Source organism: Rhodococcus sp. T7, assembly GCF_009872365.1.
GTDB lineage: Bacteria > Actinomycetota > Actinomycetes > Mycobacteriales > Mycobacteriaceae > Rhodococcus_F.
In genome coordinates, this window is record NZ_WXYH01000378.1 from 19,695 (window position 1) to 36,055 (window position 16,361).

The 16,361-nt window shown below is 69.0% G+C and carries 16 protein-coding genes; 9 read left to right on the top strand and 7 right to left on the bottom strand.

Going from position 1 to position 16,361, the window contains the following annotated elements; translation table 11 throughout:
• Positions 1-16: 16 nt before the first annotated feature.
• The 5 genes from MLGJGCBP_RS41595 to MLGJGCBP_RS41615 all read right to left on the bottom strand — a co-directional run bounded on the left by MLGJGCBP_RS41595 (position 17) and on the right by MLGJGCBP_RS41615 (position 5,335).
• The gene (locus MLGJGCBP_RS41595) at positions 17-1,003 is read right to left on the bottom strand and encodes an isopenicillin N synthase family dioxygenase (protein WP_160103327.1); all 987 of its coding nucleotides are present in this window, start codon (positions 1,001-1,003) and stop codon (positions 17-19) included.
• A gap of 31 nt (positions 1,004-1,034) precedes the next feature.
• Complete coding sequence (locus MLGJGCBP_RS41600; RefSeq protein WP_236581675.1) at positions 1,035-1,172, bottom strand: GNAT family N-acetyltransferase; 138 nt, start codon at positions 1,170-1,172, stop codon at positions 1,035-1,037.
• 127 nt (positions 1,173-1,299) lie between these two features.
• Positions 1,300-2,793: an aldehyde dehydrogenase gene (locus tag MLGJGCBP_RS41605; RefSeq protein ID WP_201453349.1), complete on the bottom strand. Its 1,494-nt coding sequence runs from the start codon at positions 2,791-2,793 to the stop codon at positions 1,300-1,302.
• A gap of 47 nt (positions 2,794-2,840) precedes the next feature.
• The gene (locus MLGJGCBP_RS41610) at positions 2,841-3,206 is read right to left on the bottom strand and encodes a cupin domain-containing protein (protein WP_160103331.1); all 366 of its coding nucleotides are present in this window, start codon (positions 3,204-3,206) and stop codon (positions 2,841-2,843) included.
• Positions 3,207-3,217: 11 nt separating this feature from the next.
• The gene (locus tag MLGJGCBP_RS41615) at positions 3,218-5,335 is read right to left on the bottom strand and encodes an oxidoreductase (RefSeq protein WP_160103333.1); all 2,118 of its coding nucleotides are present in this window, start codon (positions 5,333-5,335) and stop codon (positions 3,218-3,220) included.
• 209 nt (positions 5,336-5,544) lie between these two features.
• On the opposite strand from MLGJGCBP_RS41615, the gene MLGJGCBP_RS41620 reads away from it, so the two are divergent.
• The 3 genes from MLGJGCBP_RS41620 (at position 5,545) to MLGJGCBP_RS41630 (ending at position 8,917) form a co-directional block, all read left to right on the top strand.
• Complete coding sequence (locus MLGJGCBP_RS41620; RefSeq protein WP_225928423.1) at positions 5,545-6,162, top strand: TetR/AcrR family transcriptional regulator; 618 nt, start codon at positions 5,545-5,547, stop codon at positions 6,160-6,162.
• Positions 6,163-6,362: 200 nt separating this feature from the next.
• Entirely contained in the window at positions 6,363-7,904 is a 1,542-nt protein-coding gene (locus MLGJGCBP_RS41625) for an APC family permease (protein WP_160103337.1), read from the top strand.
• Positions 7,905-7,990: 86 nt separating this feature from the next.
• Positions 7,991-8,917 (top strand): LysR family transcriptional regulator, encoded by a 927-nt coding sequence (locus MLGJGCBP_RS41630; protein WP_160103339.1) that lies wholly within the window; start codon positions 7,991-7,993, stop codon positions 8,915-8,917.
• Positions 8,918-8,924: 7 nt separating this feature from the next.
• On the opposite strand, the gene MLGJGCBP_RS41635 is transcribed toward MLGJGCBP_RS41630, so the two are convergent.
• Positions 8,925-10,130: an enhanced intracellular survival protein Eis gene (locus tag MLGJGCBP_RS41635; protein ID WP_160103341.1), complete on the bottom strand. Its 1,206-nt coding sequence runs from the start codon at positions 10,128-10,130 to the stop codon at positions 8,925-8,927.
• Between the two features lie 122 nt (positions 10,131-10,252).
• Here MLGJGCBP_RS41635 and MLGJGCBP_RS41640 point away from each other — a divergent pair, with 122 nt between their 5' ends.
• The gene (locus MLGJGCBP_RS41640) at positions 10,253-10,930 is read left to right on the top strand and encodes a hypothetical protein (RefSeq protein WP_160103343.1); all 678 of its coding nucleotides are present in this window, start codon (positions 10,253-10,255) and stop codon (positions 10,928-10,930) included.
• Here the strand turns inward: MLGJGCBP_RS41640 and MLGJGCBP_RS41645 are convergent.
• Positions 10,888-11,796, bottom strand: coding sequence for a dienelactone hydrolase family protein (locus tag MLGJGCBP_RS41645; protein ID WP_160103345.1), 909 nt, complete (start codon positions 11,794-11,796; stop codon positions 10,888-10,890). The genes MLGJGCBP_RS41640 and MLGJGCBP_RS41645 overlap by 43 nt on opposite strands.
• Before the next feature lie 192 nt (positions 11,797-11,988).
• On the opposite strand from MLGJGCBP_RS41645, the gene MLGJGCBP_RS41650 reads away from it, so the two are divergent.
• From MLGJGCBP_RS41650 to MLGJGCBP_RS41670, 5 genes are read left to right on the top strand one after another with little or no spacing between them, the layout of a single operon-like run.
• Complete coding sequence (locus MLGJGCBP_RS41650) at positions 11,989-12,609, top strand: flavin reductase family protein (RefSeq protein ID WP_160103347.1); 621 nt, start codon at positions 11,989-11,991, stop codon at positions 12,607-12,609.
• The gene (locus MLGJGCBP_RS41655) at positions 12,606-14,066 is read left to right on the top strand and encodes a 4-hydroxyphenylacetate 3-hydroxylase family protein (protein WP_160103349.1); all 1,461 of its coding nucleotides are present in this window, start codon (positions 12,606-12,608) and stop codon (positions 14,064-14,066) included. Before MLGJGCBP_RS41650 ends, MLGJGCBP_RS41655 begins: the two co-directional genes overlap by 4 nt.
• Positions 14,063-14,476, top strand: a complete 414-nt coding sequence (locus MLGJGCBP_RS41660) for a RidA family protein (RefSeq protein WP_087561891.1) — start codon at positions 14,063-14,065, stop codon at positions 14,474-14,476. Before MLGJGCBP_RS41655 ends, MLGJGCBP_RS41660 begins: the two co-directional genes overlap by 4 nt.
• Complete coding sequence (locus tag MLGJGCBP_RS41665) at positions 14,473-15,144, top strand: DUF1028 domain-containing protein (RefSeq protein WP_160103351.1); 672 nt, start codon at positions 14,473-14,475, stop codon at positions 15,142-15,144. The genes MLGJGCBP_RS41660 and MLGJGCBP_RS41665 overlap by 4 nt, the downstream gene beginning before the upstream one ends.
• Positions 15,141-16,289: a M20 family metallopeptidase gene (locus MLGJGCBP_RS41670; RefSeq protein WP_160103353.1), complete on the top strand. Its 1,149-nt coding sequence runs from the start codon at positions 15,141-15,143 to the stop codon at positions 16,287-16,289. The genes MLGJGCBP_RS41665 and MLGJGCBP_RS41670 overlap by 4 nt, the downstream gene beginning before the upstream one ends.
• The last annotated feature ends 72 nt before the right edge of the window (positions 16,290-16,361 follow it).

Genomic DNA, 16,361 nt, shown 5'->3' on the forward strand with positions numbered 1-16,361 from the left:
GGTGGTGGTGGGCGTTTTACCCCGGTTCCGCCTCGCCCGGATACCAGCGTGCGTAGACGTCGGGGTGGGCGCGGGTGCGGCTCTTCCACGCGTTCTCGCCGTACGTGTTGTAGAGCGGGTTCGACGGGTCCATCTCGATTCCGCGGGCACGCGCGGCGAGATGCGGTGGCAGGGTGATCACCGGGACCGTGGCGTCGAGCGCGGGATTGAGGAAGTACGGGACCGACAGCCGCTCCGGCGAACCGGCGGGCGTGAGCACCCGATGCCGGGTGGCCCGGAGGTAGCCCCCGGTCGCGACCTCGAGCAGTTCGCCGATGTTCACGACAAACGACCCCGCCCGGGCGGGCGCGTCGATCCAGTCGCCGTCCTCGGTCTCCACCTGCAGTCCGGACGATCCCGGTTCGAGGAGCAGCATCGTCAGCACACCCGAGTCCTTGTGGGCGCCCACTCCCTGTTCGCCGGTGTGGTCTGCGCTCGGCCGCGCCGGGTAGCGGACCACCTTGATCAGGGTGGCGGGGGCGTGCGCGAACGCGTCGTCGAAGATCGCGGGGTCGGCGTCGAGCGACGCGGCCCAGTGCCGCAGCAGTCGCATCCCGACGTCGGCGAGCGCGGCGTCCAGCGCCTCGATCGTCTTCTCCAGGTCGGGAAGGTCGCCGGGCCACTGATTGGGCCCCTGCAGACGCAGGTAGTCGGTGGCGCCGGGGATCGGCGGTCGTTCGGGTCCGATGTCGATCTGTTCGCGCCAGTCGGTCTCGCCGTTGGTCAGCTCGCCGCCCACGCGGTTGTAACCGCGGAAGTGCGGGCTGTTCAGCATCGTGACGGCCTGCTTGGAGTCCTCGGACAGTGCGAAGAACTCCCGTGCGACCGTGAACACGCGGTCGAGCAACTCGCGGTCCACGCCGTGCCCGTCGAGGTAGAAGAAGCCCACGTGGTGGGTGATTTCCCGCAACCGTTCCCGCCCGGCCGGTGTGTCCAGCTCGGCGAGATCGACGATGGGGAGCATCCCTCCACGGTATCCCCGGGGCGCTGCGGTGTCAGGTGTCGCGGCGGCGCTCGAGCAGGACGCTGTCGTGCCAGACGCCGTCGATCTGCGCGAGCCGTTCCCGCACCCCGACCGTCCGGTAGCCGACCGCGTGGTGCAGGGCGATGGACCCGGTGTTGACCGCCAGCACCGAGGCCTGCAGCGTCCACAGTCCCGCGAAGTCGGCCTCGTCGATGAGCCGGCGTGGGGTGCCACGTTTCGGGGCGAATGTACCGTTCGGCGCCGCGGGGGCGCCGAACGGTACATTCGCCCGGTCGTCACCGCAGCCGGATCCACGTCGTCTTCAGCCCGGTGTACTTGTCCATCGCGTGCAGGGAGAGGTCGCGCCCGAAGCCGGACTGTTTGAACCCGCCGAACGGGGTCTGCGCGCTGATGGCGTCGACGGTGTTGACGGAGACGGTTCCCGCCCGCAGTGCCGCGGAGACGCGGTGGGCCCGGTTCAGGTTCTCCGTCCACACCGATGCCGCCAGACCGTAGATGCTGTCGTTGGCCATCCGGACGGCGTCGGACTCGTCGGTGAACGTCTGGACGGTGAGGACGGGTCCGAACACCTCCTGCGTCACCACCTCGGCGGCCTCGGCGACGTCGCCGAGGATCGTCGGTTCGAGGAAGCATCCCCGGCCGTCGACGGTGGTCCGGTTGCCGCCGAGCAACACCCGGCTGCCCGGGCGGGCGCGTTCGATGAACCCGGCGACCGTCCGGGTGTGCTTCTCGTCGACGATCGCGCCCAGCGTGGACCGGGGGTCGAGCGGATTACCCGGCCGGATCGACGACGCCCGGCGGACGAGGGCGTCGGTCACCTGCTCGGCGACCGACTCCTGGACCAGCAACCGGGAGTTGGCGGAGCACACCGCCCCCTGGTTGTAGAAGGCGCCGAACACGGCCTTCTCCACGGCCTCGTCGAGATCGGCGTCGGCGAACACGAGATTCGGGCTCTTGCCGCCGCATTCGAGCCAGACCTGCTTCAGGTTCGAGTCCGCCGCGTACCGGAGGAACCTCTTCCCGGTCTCGGTGGAACCGGTGAAGGCGACGACGTCGACGTCGGGATGCAGGCCCAGCGAGGCGCCGGCGGCGGCGCCGAGCCCGGGAAGCACGCCCAGGACGCCGTCCGGCAGGCCCGCCTCGGCCGCGAGTTCGGCCAGGCGCAGCACCGACAGCGGGGCCTGCTCGGCGGGTTTGACGATGACGCTGTTTCCGGCGGCGAGGGCGGGCGCCAGCTTCCACACCGCCAGATCGAGCGGAAAGTTCCACGGCACCACGGCGGCGACGACACCGAGCGGTTCGCGGGAGACGAGCGCGAGACTGCCCGGATCGGTGGGCGCGATCTCCCCGCCGATCTTGTCGAGTGCCTCGGCGTAGAACGTGAAAAGTGCCGCGGCCGAGGGGACGTCGACGGTCAGTGCCTCCACCACGAGCTTGCCCATGTCGAGGGAGTCGAGCAGGGCGAGCTCGTGGCGGTGCTCGAGGATCAGCTCGGCGAGCCTGAGCAGGACCTGTTTGCGGTGCGACGCCGGGCTGCGCGACCAGATGCCCGAGTCGAACGCCTCCCGCGCGGACCGGACCGCCACGTCGACGTCGGGGGCGTCCGCGGCGGACACCCGGGCGAGGAGTTCGCCGGTCGCCGGATTGATCGAATCGAACGTCTCGTCCGATTTCGCGGGACGGAACGCGCCGTCGACGAACAGTTCGCGGCGCGGCGTGATCGTCGCGGCGAGCGCCGTCCAGTCGTCGAGTGTGGTCGGATCGGTCATCGTCATCCTCGTGCTCGAAAGTGGTGGTCAGGGCTCGAAAGTGGTGGTCAGGGAACGTAGATGGCGAACTGCTTGAGCAGGGGTTCGTCGACGCGGTACTCCCCGCGCCACCCCCTGGTCAGGGTGAACGCGTCGCCGGGGCCGAAGGTGTGGGCGACCCCGTCGTCGGCCGTCAACGTCACGGAACCCTCCAGGACCCGGGTGTATTCGTCGCCCGGGTAGGACTCGATGAACTCGCGGTAGGGCTCGGCGCGCCACGAGCCGACGGTGAACTTCTCGTCGCGGCTGCTCAGGTGAACCGTTTCGTGTTCCCGGGGATCGCCCGCGCGGAGCGTGTCCGCGGTGACGTAGGCGCTGGGGGTCATCGCCGCGACGTTCTCGGCGCCGGTGGGGATGGGATGTACTGCGGTCATGGCTGTGTTCCTCAATTCTGTGCGGTGGCGAACGGGTAGATCGTCAGGGTGCTGACGGGTTCGAGCGAGAGGCCGGTGACTTCCCGGCGGAATGCGACCGGGCCCGGCGCGGGTGGTTCGTCGAGTTCCTCGGCGTACCGGTGTCCGGACCAGACGGCCGCCGCGATGGTGGACGGCGCCCAGGCGTCGCCGATGCCGCGGACGCTGCGCAGGTCGGCGTCGGCCCATTCGGATTCGCGCGACTGCAGGTCGTGGAACAACCCGTCGTGCGGAAGCCGGGCGGTGACGAGGACGACGCCGTCCGCGTCGAAGAACTGTTCGTCGCCGGTGAAGGCGCACACGGTGTGGACGCCCTGCGGGGTGACTGCGGTGACGGCGCGGTTGACCTGAACGTGGACCCCGACCTTGATGATTCGCTTGCGGATCCGGACCACTTCCATGGTGTTCGTCGTCCACTGCGACACGTGCGCGGCCGGCGTGATCAGGGTGACGTCGAATCCCTCCTTCGCCAGGAGTTCGGCGACGACCGCCCCGAGGTAGTAGTGGTCGTCGTCGAAGAGCACCACCTTGTTGCCCGCGGGTCGCAGCCCCGCCATCACGTCGTCCGGTGTCAGGACGTCGGCGCGGTCGTCGACGGGAACGGCATGGGTGTGCCACCGGCCGACGCCGTCGCGGCGCCAACTCGAACCGGTGGCGACGACCACGTGCTGGAAGTCGTTGTCGATGACGTCGTCGGCGGTCATCTCGCTCTCCATGAACACGTCGACGTTGGACAGCTTGCGGAGTTGCTGCTGCCGGTAGTCCACCACCCGGATCCAGGCGGACAGCCCAGGCAGCTTCGACTCACGGGTCACCCGGCCACCGAGTTGCCTGCTCGCCTCTGCGAGGCTCACGGTGTAGCCGCGTTGGCCGAGGGCGCGTGCGGCCTCGAGGCCGGCGGGACCCGCGCCGACCACGAGCACGTTCGACTCGCTCGACCGGACCTTGATCCGCTCCGGGTGCCACCCGCGACGGAACTCCTCGCCCATCGTCGGGTTCTGGGTGCACCGGATCGGCGACATCGTGAAGTCACCGGACACGCAAATGTTGCAGCCGATGCACTCGCGGATGTCCTCGAGGTTCCCCTCCTCGATCTTGCGGGGGAGGTACGGGTCGGCGATCGACGGGCGGGCCGCCCCGATGAAGTCGAGGATGCCGCTCTTGACCTGGTGCAGCATCGTGTCGGGCGAGGTGAAGCGGCCGACACCGACGACGGGTTTGGTGGTGAGTTGCTTCAGTCCCCGGACGTACGGTTCCTGCTCCGCCTCGGGTCCGAACCGCGAGGTGACGGAGTCGTCCTCCCAGCTGCCGAGCACGAAGTCCCACAGGTCCGGGGTCTCGCCGAGCAGGCCGATCACGTCCTCGATCTCGCTGCGGGTGATTCCCTCGTCGCCGAGGAGTTCGTCGACGGAGATGCGGCACGCGGCCGCGGCCTTGCCGTCGGCGACCTCGCGGGAATCCTCGAGAATCTCGCGGAGCAGGCGCACGCGGTTGGTGAGGCTGCCGCCGTACTCGTCCGTCCGGTTGTTGTAGCGGCGGGACAGGAAGTGGTGCAGGCCGCCGATCGCGTGCCCGGCGTACACGTAGACGATGTCGTATTCGGCCTTCAGCGACCGGCGCACCGCCTCCTTGTGCCAGTGCCGGAGGTCGGCGATGTCTGACTTGGTCATCGCTCTGGCCTGGACGGGGTCGTAGTTCCAGGAGACGACGGGCAGATTCTGCGGGCCGAGCGGGGTCTCGCGGCTGATCAGGTTGGGGCTGTTCAGGCCGTTGTGGGCGAGTTCGATGCCGGCGAGGGAGCCGCCTTCGTGGATCTTCTCGGAGATCCGGGTGAGGGCGGGCAGGTCCTGGTCGTCCCACAGGCGCAGTTCGATGAACGGGCCGATGTCCGAGGTGGGGTGGATCTCGACCTGCTCGGTGCAGACCACCGCCCAGCCTCCCTCGGCCTTGACTCGCCGCATGTAGGCCTCGCCGGAGGGGTCGCGGTAGCCCATGCCGTTGCAGTGGGGGACCTGGAAGAACCGGTTGCGGGCGGTGACCGGTCCGATCTTGACCGGTTCGAACAGGATGTCGTATCGCGGATCACGCACGGTGGGTTCCTGACTGGAGACGGAGAGGGGGCTCGCTGTGGTGGCCTGCGCACTCGGCTGGCCGGCCGTTCCACTGTCGCCGAGACGGCGGTTCTTTGCGATCTGTCTCAAATAATTACCGATCGAGTGGGGAAAGTCCAGGCTTGGTCGGGTAAATTCCGCCCCGATCGCTACTTGTTTATTGATGAAGTTCATCAATAATGGTGGTCATGGCACGTCCGAAGCGGCAGGGAGTCCGGCGCAGTGAGATGGTCTCGGCGGCCACCACCGCGATCACCAAGCGCGGCATGACCGGGCTGCGCATCAAGGACGTCGCGGAGGAGGCGGGCCTGTCGGCGGGTCTGGTCAGCTACTACTACCCGTCACTCGAGGATCTGCTCGTCGAGGTGCACGAGCACGCGGTCGACCGGTTCTACCGGCGCAGGCACGATGCGGTGCAGGATCTCGCCGATCCGGTCGAGCGGCTGCGCACCACGGTGCGCCTGGGCATTCCCGATGCCGCCGACGATCCGCTGTGCACGGTCCTCTACGAACTGCATCTCCACGCGAGCCGCAACGCGACGCACTCCGCGCTGCTGTCGACACTGTTCGACCTGGAGGTGTCGCTGTACAGCACGGTGCTCGAGATCGGCCGGTCCCAGGGGGTGTTCACGCCGTCGATGCCCACCGAGGAAATTGCCCGCACCGCCGTGAGCCTCGAGGACGCCTACGGTCTGCACATCATCGCGCGGAACCGGCGCATCGAGCCGTGGACCGCACGCAACAGCGTCCTCCGCTACCTCGACACCGTGCTGTCGTGCTCCATCGCCGAGTTCACCCCGGACTAGCCGCGGGAATTCATCGGAGTCATGGCATCTGCAGAACTGATGCACTACCCCGGATCTTTGTGCTGTACAGATTTGCCGGGTGCGGACGAGAGTAGTGACCGGCATCACTGCAACGTTGACGCCGAAGACCGACACCGCGCCGGCCGAAACACGGTAACGCGCAAGCACATTCCTATCGACTCCCGCAGCGAGGTGCACCGATGAGCGACAACACCCCGACCGCCCTGGCGGACGAACAGACCCGACATCTGAAGAAGTCCCTCGGCCGTTTCGACATCGTCTTCCTCATCGTCGCGGCGGTGGTGTCGGTCGAGGTTCTCGGTCAGGTCTCCACTTTCGGCGCGGAGACCTTCACCTGGGCGCTGGTTCTCGCGGTGTTCTTCCTGCTGCCGTACGGTCTGATCTTCGCCGAGATCGGCAGCACGTTCACCGGTGAGGGCGGCGTCTACGTGTGGGTCCGGCGAGCGTTCGGCCGACCACTCGCCGCCCTCGCGTCGCTGCTGACGTGGGTGACCCAGCCCGTGTGGGTCGGCGGGTCGATGGCGTTCATCGCCGCCGAGACCTGGAACCACTACGTCACCGCGTTCGAGGAGGGATCGGTGACGGACTACCTGTTCAAACTCGTCTTCATCTGGCTGACGGTGCTCGCGGCCGTGGTGAGTCTCGCACGCGGCAAATGGATTCCGACGGTCGGCGCGTTCCTGAAGATCGTCTTCCTGCTGTTCTTTCTCGTCACCACCGGGATCTATGCCGCGAAGAACGGTTTCGCCGGCATCTCCGCGGGAGACTTCAGCCCCACCCTCACCGGGCTCCTCGGGGTGACACCGCTGCTGCTGTTCTCCTACCTCGGTTTCGAATCCGGGAACAGTGCCGCCGGGGAGATGAAGAATCCCGCCCGGGACGTCCCGATCTCGATCGCCCGCGCCTGCGGCATCGCCGCCGCGTCCTACCTGCTGCCGATCTTCGCGATCCTCCTCGTCGTGCCCGCGGACGACATCACCGGTGTCGGCGGCCTCCTCGAGGCGGTCGCGACCGTGTACAGCGTCTACGGACCCGCCGCACCCGCCATGCTGACCGTGACCGGAGTGATCTTCGCGGTGATCCTGATGACCCAGGGTGCGGCGTGGATGATCATCAGCGACCGCATGCAGGCGATGGCAGCGGCCGACGGCGCCTTCTTCGGCGGGTTCTTCGGCCGATTCCATCCGCGCCTCGGAACGCCGGTGCGCGTCAACTTCCTGTCCGGACTCGTCGCCACCGTCTTCATGATCGCGGCGATGCAGATCACCGGGTCCGGCGGTTCCATCTTCGCGGTGGTGCTGACGATCTCGATCTCGACGTTCCTGCTCAGCTACCTGATCGTCATCCCGTCCGCGGTCCGGTTGCGCACCCGGTTCCCGAACGTCGCGCGGCCGTTCCGGGTGCCCACCGGGAACGTCGGCTTCCGCGTCCTCGGCTCCCTCTGCTTCACCTGGGTGCTGCTCGGTTCCTGGGTGGCGGTGTTCCCCGGCACGCTGGAATCGGTGTTCGGCCTGGACTACGACTTCGACGAGATCTGGGGCGTGAGCCAGGGGACGTTCGAACTGTTCACCCTCGGGACGCTCGCCGTGCTCGCGCTTCTCGGCGCGGTCGGCTACGTGCGGGGCGCGTCGGTGCGGTCCGCGAGCGGCCCGCGCACCGCGCGGGAGGACGGCCCCGGATCGGAGCCGGACCCCGACCTCGTGAAGGCCGACGTCCGCTGACGGTGTCGCGGCCGCCGCGGGGGTCGTGGGTGGCTCCCCGGTCGGAGACCTGCGATCCTGGTGGCCTCAGATCCCGAGGAGAGCGCATGCAACGACGACCCGACGTGACGTTCACCCAGCTCAGGTATTTCGTCGAGGCCGCGAACTTCTCCAGCATGACCAAGGCCGCCGACGAACTGATGGTCGCGCAGTCGGCGGTCTCGTCGGCGATCTCCCAACTCGAGCACCAGATCGGCACCCAGCTGTTCATCCGGCAACGGTCCCGCGGACTCGTTCTCACGGCGGCGGGGGAGGAGATGCTCCGCGACACCCGTAGCGTCCTCGCCCATCTCGGGGAGGTCCTCGACGCGGCGCGCGGCCACGAGGACAACGTCCGCGGGACGGTGCGCCTGGCCTGCTTCGTCACCCTCACCCCCTTCATCCTCCCGACGCTCATCTCGGACCTGCGCGATCAGCACCCCGACCTCGAGGTGGAGGTCGTCGAGACGCAGGCGGAGGCGGTGCGGGCGGCATTGCGGAACGGCACCGCGGAACTGGCCCTCACCTACGACCTGGCCCTGGGCGAAGACATGGAGACGGAGACGCTGGGCGTCGCCCGACCGCACGTCGTCCTTCCGCCGGACCACCGGCTGGCCGGCCACGACGCGATCGCGCTCGCCGACCTCGAGGGCGAACCGATGGTGCTGTTGGACCTGCCGAGCAGCCGCGACTACTTCCTCGCCATGCTGTCGGGGTCGGGGATCACCCCGATGGTCCGCTACCGGTCCGCGAGCTACGAAACGGTGCGTGGGCTCGTCGCCCGCGGTCACGGCTTCTCGATACTGAACCAGCGGCCCGCCGAGGGCCGGACGTACGACGGCGGGAGGGTCGCGACACTGCCGATCGCCGACGACGTTCCCGGCCTCCCCGTCGTCCTCGCCCGGCTCAAGGGTGTTCGGAGCACGGCGCGGGCCCGGGCCGTCGCCGAGCGGGCGCGGGCCGTGTTCGCGAAACAGGCACGGACGGCGGGCTAGAACAGGGCTAGAACCCCCACCCCATCTGGGCGTCGCGGTCGGAGTCGAATGCGTGCTCGAACCGGTCGAGGACGTCGGCGTCGGCGGCCCAGAGCCGGTTCGTGGCCGCGAACGTCCGCGCCCGGTGCGCCCCGAGGTACAGGCTGCCGAGCACGTCCAGGTCGAGGACCACCTGCGGTGCGGCGTCGGTCCGCGTGCACACGGCCTTGCCCTCCCGGACGGTGAGCGCGAATCTGCCACCGGCGTCCAGGAACCCGTCATCGACCTGCACCACCACGTCGAGGTCGCCGCGGAACGTGCGGGCCTCCAGCGCGGCGGGGACGTCCATGATCCGCACCCACAACTCGTCGTGACGCGAGGAGGTGCGCACGAGCCGGCCGTCGGTGAGCAGATAGGGCAGCGGATCCTCGGGGGTGAGGTTCGCTTCGATGCGGCGCACGAGGTCGAGGCCGAGCATCGCCCGCCACAGCGCGGCGTGGGCGTCGCCGGTGACCGTGCGGATCTCCTCCACCCGGGCGAACGATCCGTTGTCGCCGGAGACGCGGCGGTACAGCACGTAGCCGTCGTCGTGGACCAGCCCGAACAACGCTGTGCCGCCGCCCCGCTCGCTCTCGCGGTCGGCGAAGATCCGGTTCCACACGATCTCCGGCCGCACCTGCGCGCCCGGTGTCACCTGCTGCCAGCGGTGGTAGACGTCCGTGAACGCGGGCCTTGTCTCCGCGGGATGGACCATCCGCACCCCGCCGGGGTCCGGTGCCTTCGGATGCGGCACGGCGAACCGGCGGTCGATGCTCACCGTCGACTCGACGGTCGCGGGTCCGTACCCGAACCGTCCGTAGATGCCGCCCTCGCTGGCGGTGAGAATCGACAGCGGCACGCCCGACGCCCGGATCCGCGCGTGGTGTTCGGTGTACAGCGCGCGGAGAACACCGCGCCGCCGATGGGTGGGCGCGACCGTGACCGCGGTGACGCCCGCCGCCGCCACGCTGCCGCCGCCGGGAACGGTGACCGTCATGGGAATGTCCATGGTCGCGCCGACGACCTCGTCCCCGTCCAGTGCGATCACCGGCGGTTCGCCACTGACGAGCTGCCTCCAGTGGGCGGTGAATTCCTCTGTCTGCGGTGTCACGAAGCAGATCTCGTTGAGCACGACGATCCTCGGCCAGTCCTGCTCGATCGCAGTTCTGATCGTGATTCCGCCGGTGCTCGTCATGGTTCGACCCTGGCACACCCCGCGTGGACTCGCAGCCGAATTTCCGCGCCCGGCCTTGACCGGGCCCGGGTCTTCGGAGAGTCTGAGGATCCGGGCCGACGGGTGAGGGGGACGTTGTCACGATGCCGAAGAACCACACCTCCTCCGCGCCGCGCCGAGTGCTCCGCCTGCGCCGGGAGTCCTGGGGATTCGTCATCGGCTCCTTCCTGTTCGGACTCGCGGCCACACGCGTCTTCGGCCACGCGGTCGGCCCCGAACTCGACAACATCACCTACTTCGTCGGATCGTTGTTCTTCACCGCCGCCGGATTCATCCAGTTGTCGCTCAGCGGCAGACCGGTGCCCGGGGCGGAATCGCACCGGATCGAACGCTACGACTGGTGGGCCGCGCTGATCCAGTTCGTCGGCACGCTCCTGTTCAACGTGAGTACCGCGGTCGCGCTGATCCAGGGGCTCAACGTCGAACAGGACCGGGTGTGGGGGTGGAGCCCCGACCTCTTCGGATCGACGGCGTTCCTCGTCGCCAGCGGTCTGGCAGTAGTGGCCACCACCGATACCGACAAACTGTGGGATCCGCATGCTCGCAATTGGCGCAGCACCTGGCTGAACATGATCGGGTCGGTGGCGTTCGGGGTGTCCGCGATCGCCGCGTTCATCGTGCCCGGCACCGACGCGCTGGAGAACGCGGCGATTGCCGACCTGGGCACATTCGTGGGTGCCGTCTGCTTCCTCGTGGCCGCGCTGCTGATGCGCCCGCCTCACCCCAGATATTCGCCGAACCAAGCGAGCACGCGTTCGTAGGCCTCGGCCGCCGCGGTCGCGTTGTAGCGGGGCCCGGTGTCGTTGAAGAACGCGTGATCGGCACCCGGAACGGTGACGATCTCGTGCGGCAGCCCCGCCTTCGTCAGTGCCGCGGCGGCGGCATCGCGGGACGCGTTCACCCTGGCGTCCAGCTCCGCGTAGATGGCGAGGACCGCGGCCTTCGACCCGGAGAAGTCCGCGCCCTCGGGCAGGGGTCCGTAGAAGGGGACGGCCGCGGCCAGCCGCGGTTCGCCGGACGCGAGGAGTTGCCACACCATGCCGCCGCCGAAGCAGAACCCGACCGCCGCCGCCTTCTTGTCCGGTACCCGGCGGCCGAGTTCGTCGACCCCGGCCTTCATGTCGGCGACGAAGCGTTCCGGCGGCACGGTGGCCAGCGCGGCGGTGGCCTGCGCCTGGTCGGTGAACGTCGCCGTCCCGCCCTCCTCGGACAGCAGATCGACGGCGAGCGCCGAGTATCCGGCGCCCGCGAATCGGCCCGCCACCGAACGGATGTGATCGGTGAGGCCCTTGTTCTCGTGCACCACGAGTACCGTTCCGCGGGGCGTGGCCGCTTCGGCCCAGGCGCCCTGCAGGACCCGCCCGTCCGGGCCGGGGAACGTCACGGCCTCGGTACCGACGGCGTCGGCCGTTCCGGGCGGCGGGGGTGTCGCTCCACCGGGTGTCGCCGGCGCCGACGTCGACGACTGCTCGTCGCTGCCGGTGGAGCACGCGGCGAGCAGGGAGGTCGCCGCCGCCACCCCGAGGCCGATGAGCCCGAGCCTGCGCAGCGCCTCCCGTCGCGTCAGCAGCCCGTCGGCATGGTCGATCGCGATCTCTTCGGCTATGTAGCGCTGCAGTGGCGTCATGATCGTCCCCGTCCGCATCGGCTGATGTAGGAATTATCGCTGGTCCGAATGCTGCGGGTCACCCGTTCCCACTGCATCGATTTTTATTATGCAGTGCTCCACTTATCTGTGCTGTACAGATTTCGCCGCGGACTTCAAGATTGGTTCCACGGCACGAACTCCTCGCTCACCGCACACAGAAAGGAGCCCGTCATGCCGATCGCAGACTCTCACTCAGCCGTCGAAACGACGGCCCGAACATCGGTGGCCCCACCGGTGCCGGACAACTCGACCGCGAACTTCGTCATGGCCATGGGAGCCGTCGCAACCGGAGTCACCGTCGTCGCGACCGACGGTCCCGGCGGGCGCGCCGCTCAGACCGTGAGCGCGATGTGCTCCGTCTCGGCCGACCCGGCGCTGGTGCTGGTCTGCCTCCACGGACGGAGTCCCGTCAACGACGCGATCTCGGCGAACGGCGTCTTCTGCGTCAATGTGCTTGCCACCCAGCACGATCACGTCGCCGACACGTTCGCGGGCCGCCCCTGGCCCGGAAAGCAGCGGTGGGACTTCACCTGCGGGCACTGGACCGTGGCCGACTCCGGTTCGCCGCGCGTCCACGACGCGATCGCCTCGTTCGACTGCGCCGTCCACGAGGTCATCGACGCCGGCACCCACCGCGTCTACATCGGACGCGTCGCGGCCGTGGAGGCGCACCCCGGGGACCCGCTCGTCTACGCCGGCCACACCTACAGCAAGCCCGCAGCATTCGAACCTTCCACTTTTCCCGACTACCCGGACGCACACCCCGCGCCGAGGAACAGGAGCACGAAATGATCCGCACCGGAGACGAATACCGGGACTCCATCAGGGACGGCCGCGAGGTCTGGGTCGACGGGGAACGCGTCAAGGACGTCGCCGACCATCCCATGTTCAAGCCGATCGTCGACGTCCGGGCACGTATCTACGACCTCGCGCACGACGAGGCCACGCAGGACGCGATGACGTACGTCGACCCCGACTCCGGTGAACGCAACGCCATCGCCAACAAACTGCCCCGCACCCAGCAGGACTGGCTCGACAAGCGGGCCGCCGTCGACCTGGTGCTCGAGGACACCCGAGGTGTCGTCACCCGCGTCGGCGACGAGACCATCGGCGAGATGTGGTCGCTGTTCGACGGGCAGGACGTCCTCAACGAGGTGGACCCGCGCTTCTCGGAGAACATCCGCCGCCACCTCGAGCGGTCGGTCCGGGAGGACCCGTTCCACGTGTCGGCGAACACCGACCCCAAGGGCGACCGGTCCAAGGCCCCGCAGGACCAGGACCCCGACATGCTCCTGCACGTTGTGAAGGAGACCGACAACGGCATCGTCGTGCGCGGCGCGAAGTACGAGACCGCCGCCGCGTATTCCAACCAGGCGTTCACCAAGCCGACCATCGCGAACTGGGGCAACAGTGAACTGTCCGACTACGCCGTCGGATTCGTGCTCGACATGGGTGCGCCCGGGCTGAAGTACATCTCCCGCAACGGGTTCGCCGGCCGTGCACCGGCCGCCGACTACCCGCTCGCCAACCGGGTCGACGAGGTCGAGTCGCTCGTCGTGTTCGACAACGTCGAGATCCCCTGGGAAGACGTGCTGTTCTACCGGCACACCCGGGCGGCGACGTTCATCCGCTCCACCCTGCACCGCTACAGCGCGTTCCCGTTCGTGCAGCGCACCCTGCACCTCGCCGACCTCATGATCGGCTCGGCACTGTGGAACGTCAAGCAGAGCGGGCTCGAGAAGCAGCAGGCCGTGCAGGAGAAGCTCGCCCAGCTCGCCTGCTACCGGGAGACGATCAACGCGCACCTCACCGCCGCGATCTCGCTGGCCGAGCCCAGCCCCGGCGGTCTGCTCATGCCCAACCAGTCCCTGCTCTACACCGGCCGGGTGATGGCGCTCAGCCAGCTGCCCGCGATGATGCACATCGCCCGCGAACTGTGCGGCGGCCAGATCTGTATCACCCCGGACGCCGCCACGTTCGCCGACCCGGACGTCGCGCCGTGGCTGGAGAAGTTCTACTCCATCAACGACAACTGGGTGGCCGACGACCGTCGCAAACTCCTCGCGTTCGCCCGCGACCTGCTCAACAGCGACTACGCCGGACACCGGCTGACGTTCCAGCTCTTCGCCCAGTCGCCGCCGTTCGCGCAGCTCGCCGCCGTGTACCGCAACTTCGACTTCGACGGACCGCTCGGGCTGGTCAAGGCCGCGGCGGGACTGTCCGACAACGTCGACGGAGGTGTGGCATGACCACCCACACCCGCATCCGCCCGTTCAACACCCGCGAGACGTACCCGGAGCAGAACCTCGACAACGACCTCGCGCAGGCCGTCGTCGCCGGCGGCGTCGTGTACCTCCGCGGGCAGATCGGCCAGGACCTCGACACGCGGGAGTCCGTCGGAATCGGCGACGTCGAGGCCCAGGCCGAGAAGGCGATGACGAACATCGCGATGCTGCTGAAGGAATCGGGCAGCCGCCTGGAAGACGTCGTCAAGGTCACCATCTATTTGGTCGACGTCCGGTACCGGGAGACCGTCTACCGAGTGGTCGGGCGCTGGCTGAAGGGGGTGCACCCGGTGTCCACCGGCATCGTCGTCGACGCCCTGGCCCGGCCCGAATGGCTCGTCGAGATCGACGCGACGGCCGTGATCAGCTCATGACGTTCTCACTCGTCGCCCGTGATCCCGCAGGCGCGTTCGGGATGGTCGTCTGCTCCTCGAGCCCCGCCGTGGCGTCGCGCTGCCTGCACGTGCGGTCCGGCGTCGGTGTCGTCGCCTCTCAGAACGTCACCAATCCGCGGCTGGGACCGATCGGGCTCGACGCGCTCGCGTCGGGTGAGAACGCGGAGACCGCGCTGAAATCGGCTCTCGCACAGGAGAAGTTTCCGGAGTACCGGCAGATCGTCGTCGTGGATGCGGACGGCGGAACCGCGGTGCACTCGGGAGCGCAGTCGCTGGGCATCCACAGCAGCGCGCAGGGCAGCGGCGCCGCCGTCGCAGGCAACATGCTTCGCGACGAGGGCGTCATCCGGTCGCTGCTGTTCGGCTACGTGTCGAGCACGGCCCCGACGTTCGAGGCCCGGTTGCTCGACGGTCTCACCGCCGCCGTCACCGCCGGCGGCGAGGCCGGGCCCGTGCACTCCGCCGGAATGCAGGTGGCCGAGGACGTGCCGTGGGCCGTCACCGATCTGCGCGTCGACTGGCACGACGACCCGGTCGGCGAACTGCGCCGGCTGTGGACGGTGTGGGAACCGCAGAAGCGGGACTACCGGGTGCGGGGTGTCGACCCCACGGCCGCCCCGTCCTACGGCGTGCCGGGTGACCTGTGACCGCCGGCGCCGCGATTCGTGACGGGGCCAGGCGCGCCGAAGACCGGATCCTGGCTCTGTCGCACGACCTGCACGCCCACCCGGAGGTCGCGTGGGAGGAGGAACGGTCGTGCGTCCGGGTCGCCGGGGTGCTCTCGGACGCCGGTTTCACGGTGGAGCAGCAGTACGTCGGGCTGCCCACCGCGTTCCGCGCGCACGTCGGCACCGGGCCGCTGCACCTCGCAGTGTGCGCGGAATACGACGCGCTCCCCGGACTCGGGCACGCGTGCGGGCACAACGTCATCTCCGCCATCTCGGTGGGGACGGCGCTGGCCCTCGCGCCGCTCGTCGACGACCTCGGCATCACCCTGTCGGTGCTCGGCACCCCCGCCGAGGAGGGCGGGGGCGGCAAGATCGACATGCTGAAACGCGGGGCGTTCGAGGGCGTCCACGCCGCCGTCATGGCTCACCCCGGACCGGTCGACGTCGCCCGCGCCGAGCCGTACGCGGTGTCCCACAGTCACATCCGCTACGACGGCAAGGCCGCGCACGCCGCGGCCTATCCGGAGCGTGGGGTCAACGCTGCCGACGCGTTCACCGTCGCGCAGGTCGCCATCGGGCTGCTCCGGCAACAGCTTCCGGCGAGCACCCGCGTCCACGGGATGATGACCCGCGGGGGCGAGGCGCCCAACGCCATTCCCCAGCGCACCGAGGGCCGCTGGTACGTCCGCGCCGAGTCCCTGGAGGAGCTGGCCCGCATCGAACCCCGGGTCGCCCGCTGCTTCGAGGCCGGCGCCGTCGCCACCGGCTGCGAACTGACCATCGCCCCGGAGAGCGAACCGTATTCGGAGTTCCGCACCGACGAAGCGCTGCTCGCGTCGTACGTCCGGAACGCAGAGGGACTGGGCCGGGTGTTCCGCACCGGCGCCGACTCGCTGATGAACCGGGCCTCCACCGACATGGGCAACGTCTCGCAGGTGCTCCCCGCGATCCACCCCTACGTCGGCATCGACTCGGCGCCCGCCGTCAACCACCAGGCCGAATTCGCTGCGGCCAGCGCCGCACCCGCCGCCGACCGGGCCGCCGTCGACGGCGCCCTCGCGCTGGCGCTGACCCTGCACGATGCGGCGACCGACCCCGGTCTCCGCACCCACCTGCTCGCCTAGTACTGCAACGGCACTTATGGGAGGTGGCCGCGGCGTCGGTAGTGGGAGGTGCGGGCCTGGTGTTGTCGGCGT

What these genes read in the sequence shown, in the direction of transcription:
- MLGJGCBP_RS41595 (WP_160103327.1), bottom strand. Translation starts at nt 1,003, where the DNA reads ATGCTCCCCATCGTCGATCTCGCCGAGCTGGACACACCGGCCGGGCGG.
- MLGJGCBP_RS41605 (WP_201453349.1), bottom strand. Translation starts at nt 2,793, where the DNA reads ATGACCGATCCGACCACACTCGACGACTGGACGGCGCTCGCCGCGACG.
- MLGJGCBP_RS41610 (WP_160103331.1), bottom strand. Translation starts at nt 3,206, where the DNA reads ATGACCGCAGTACATCCCATCCCCACCGGCGCCGAGAACGTCGCGGCG.
- MLGJGCBP_RS41620 (WP_225928423.1), top strand. Translation starts at nt 5,545, where the DNA reads ATGGCACGTCCGAAGCGGCAGGGAGTCCGGCGCAGTGAGATGGTCTCG.
- MLGJGCBP_RS41625 (WP_160103337.1), top strand. Translation starts at nt 6,363, where the DNA reads ATGAGCGACAACACCCCGACCGCCCTGGCGGACGAACAGACCCGACAT.
- MLGJGCBP_RS41630 (WP_160103339.1), top strand. Translation starts at nt 7,991, where the DNA reads ATGCAACGACGACCCGACGTGACGTTCACCCAGCTCAGGTATTTCGTC.
- MLGJGCBP_RS41635 (WP_160103341.1), bottom strand. Translation starts at nt 10,130, where the DNA reads ATGACGAGCACCGGCGGAATCACGATCAGAACTGCGATCGAGCAGGAC.
- MLGJGCBP_RS41640 (WP_160103343.1), top strand. Translation starts at nt 10,253, where the DNA reads ATGCCGAAGAACCACACCTCCTCCGCGCCGCGCCGAGTGCTCCGCCTG.
- MLGJGCBP_RS41645 (WP_160103345.1), bottom strand. Translation starts at nt 11,796, where the DNA reads ATGACGCCACTGCAGCGCTACATAGCCGAAGAGATCGCGATCGACCAT.
- MLGJGCBP_RS41650 (WP_160103347.1), top strand. Translation starts at nt 11,989, where the DNA reads ATGCCGATCGCAGACTCTCACTCAGCCGTCGAAACGACGGCCCGAACA.
- MLGJGCBP_RS41655 (WP_160103349.1), top strand. Translation starts at nt 12,606, where the DNA reads ATGATCCGCACCGGAGACGAATACCGGGACTCCATCAGGGACGGCCGC.
- MLGJGCBP_RS41660 (WP_087561891.1), top strand. Translation starts at nt 14,063, where the DNA reads ATGACCACCCACACCCGCATCCGCCCGTTCAACACCCGCGAGACGTAC.
- MLGJGCBP_RS41665 (WP_160103351.1), top strand. Translation starts at nt 14,473, where the DNA reads ATGACGTTCTCACTCGTCGCCCGTGATCCCGCAGGCGCGTTCGGGATG.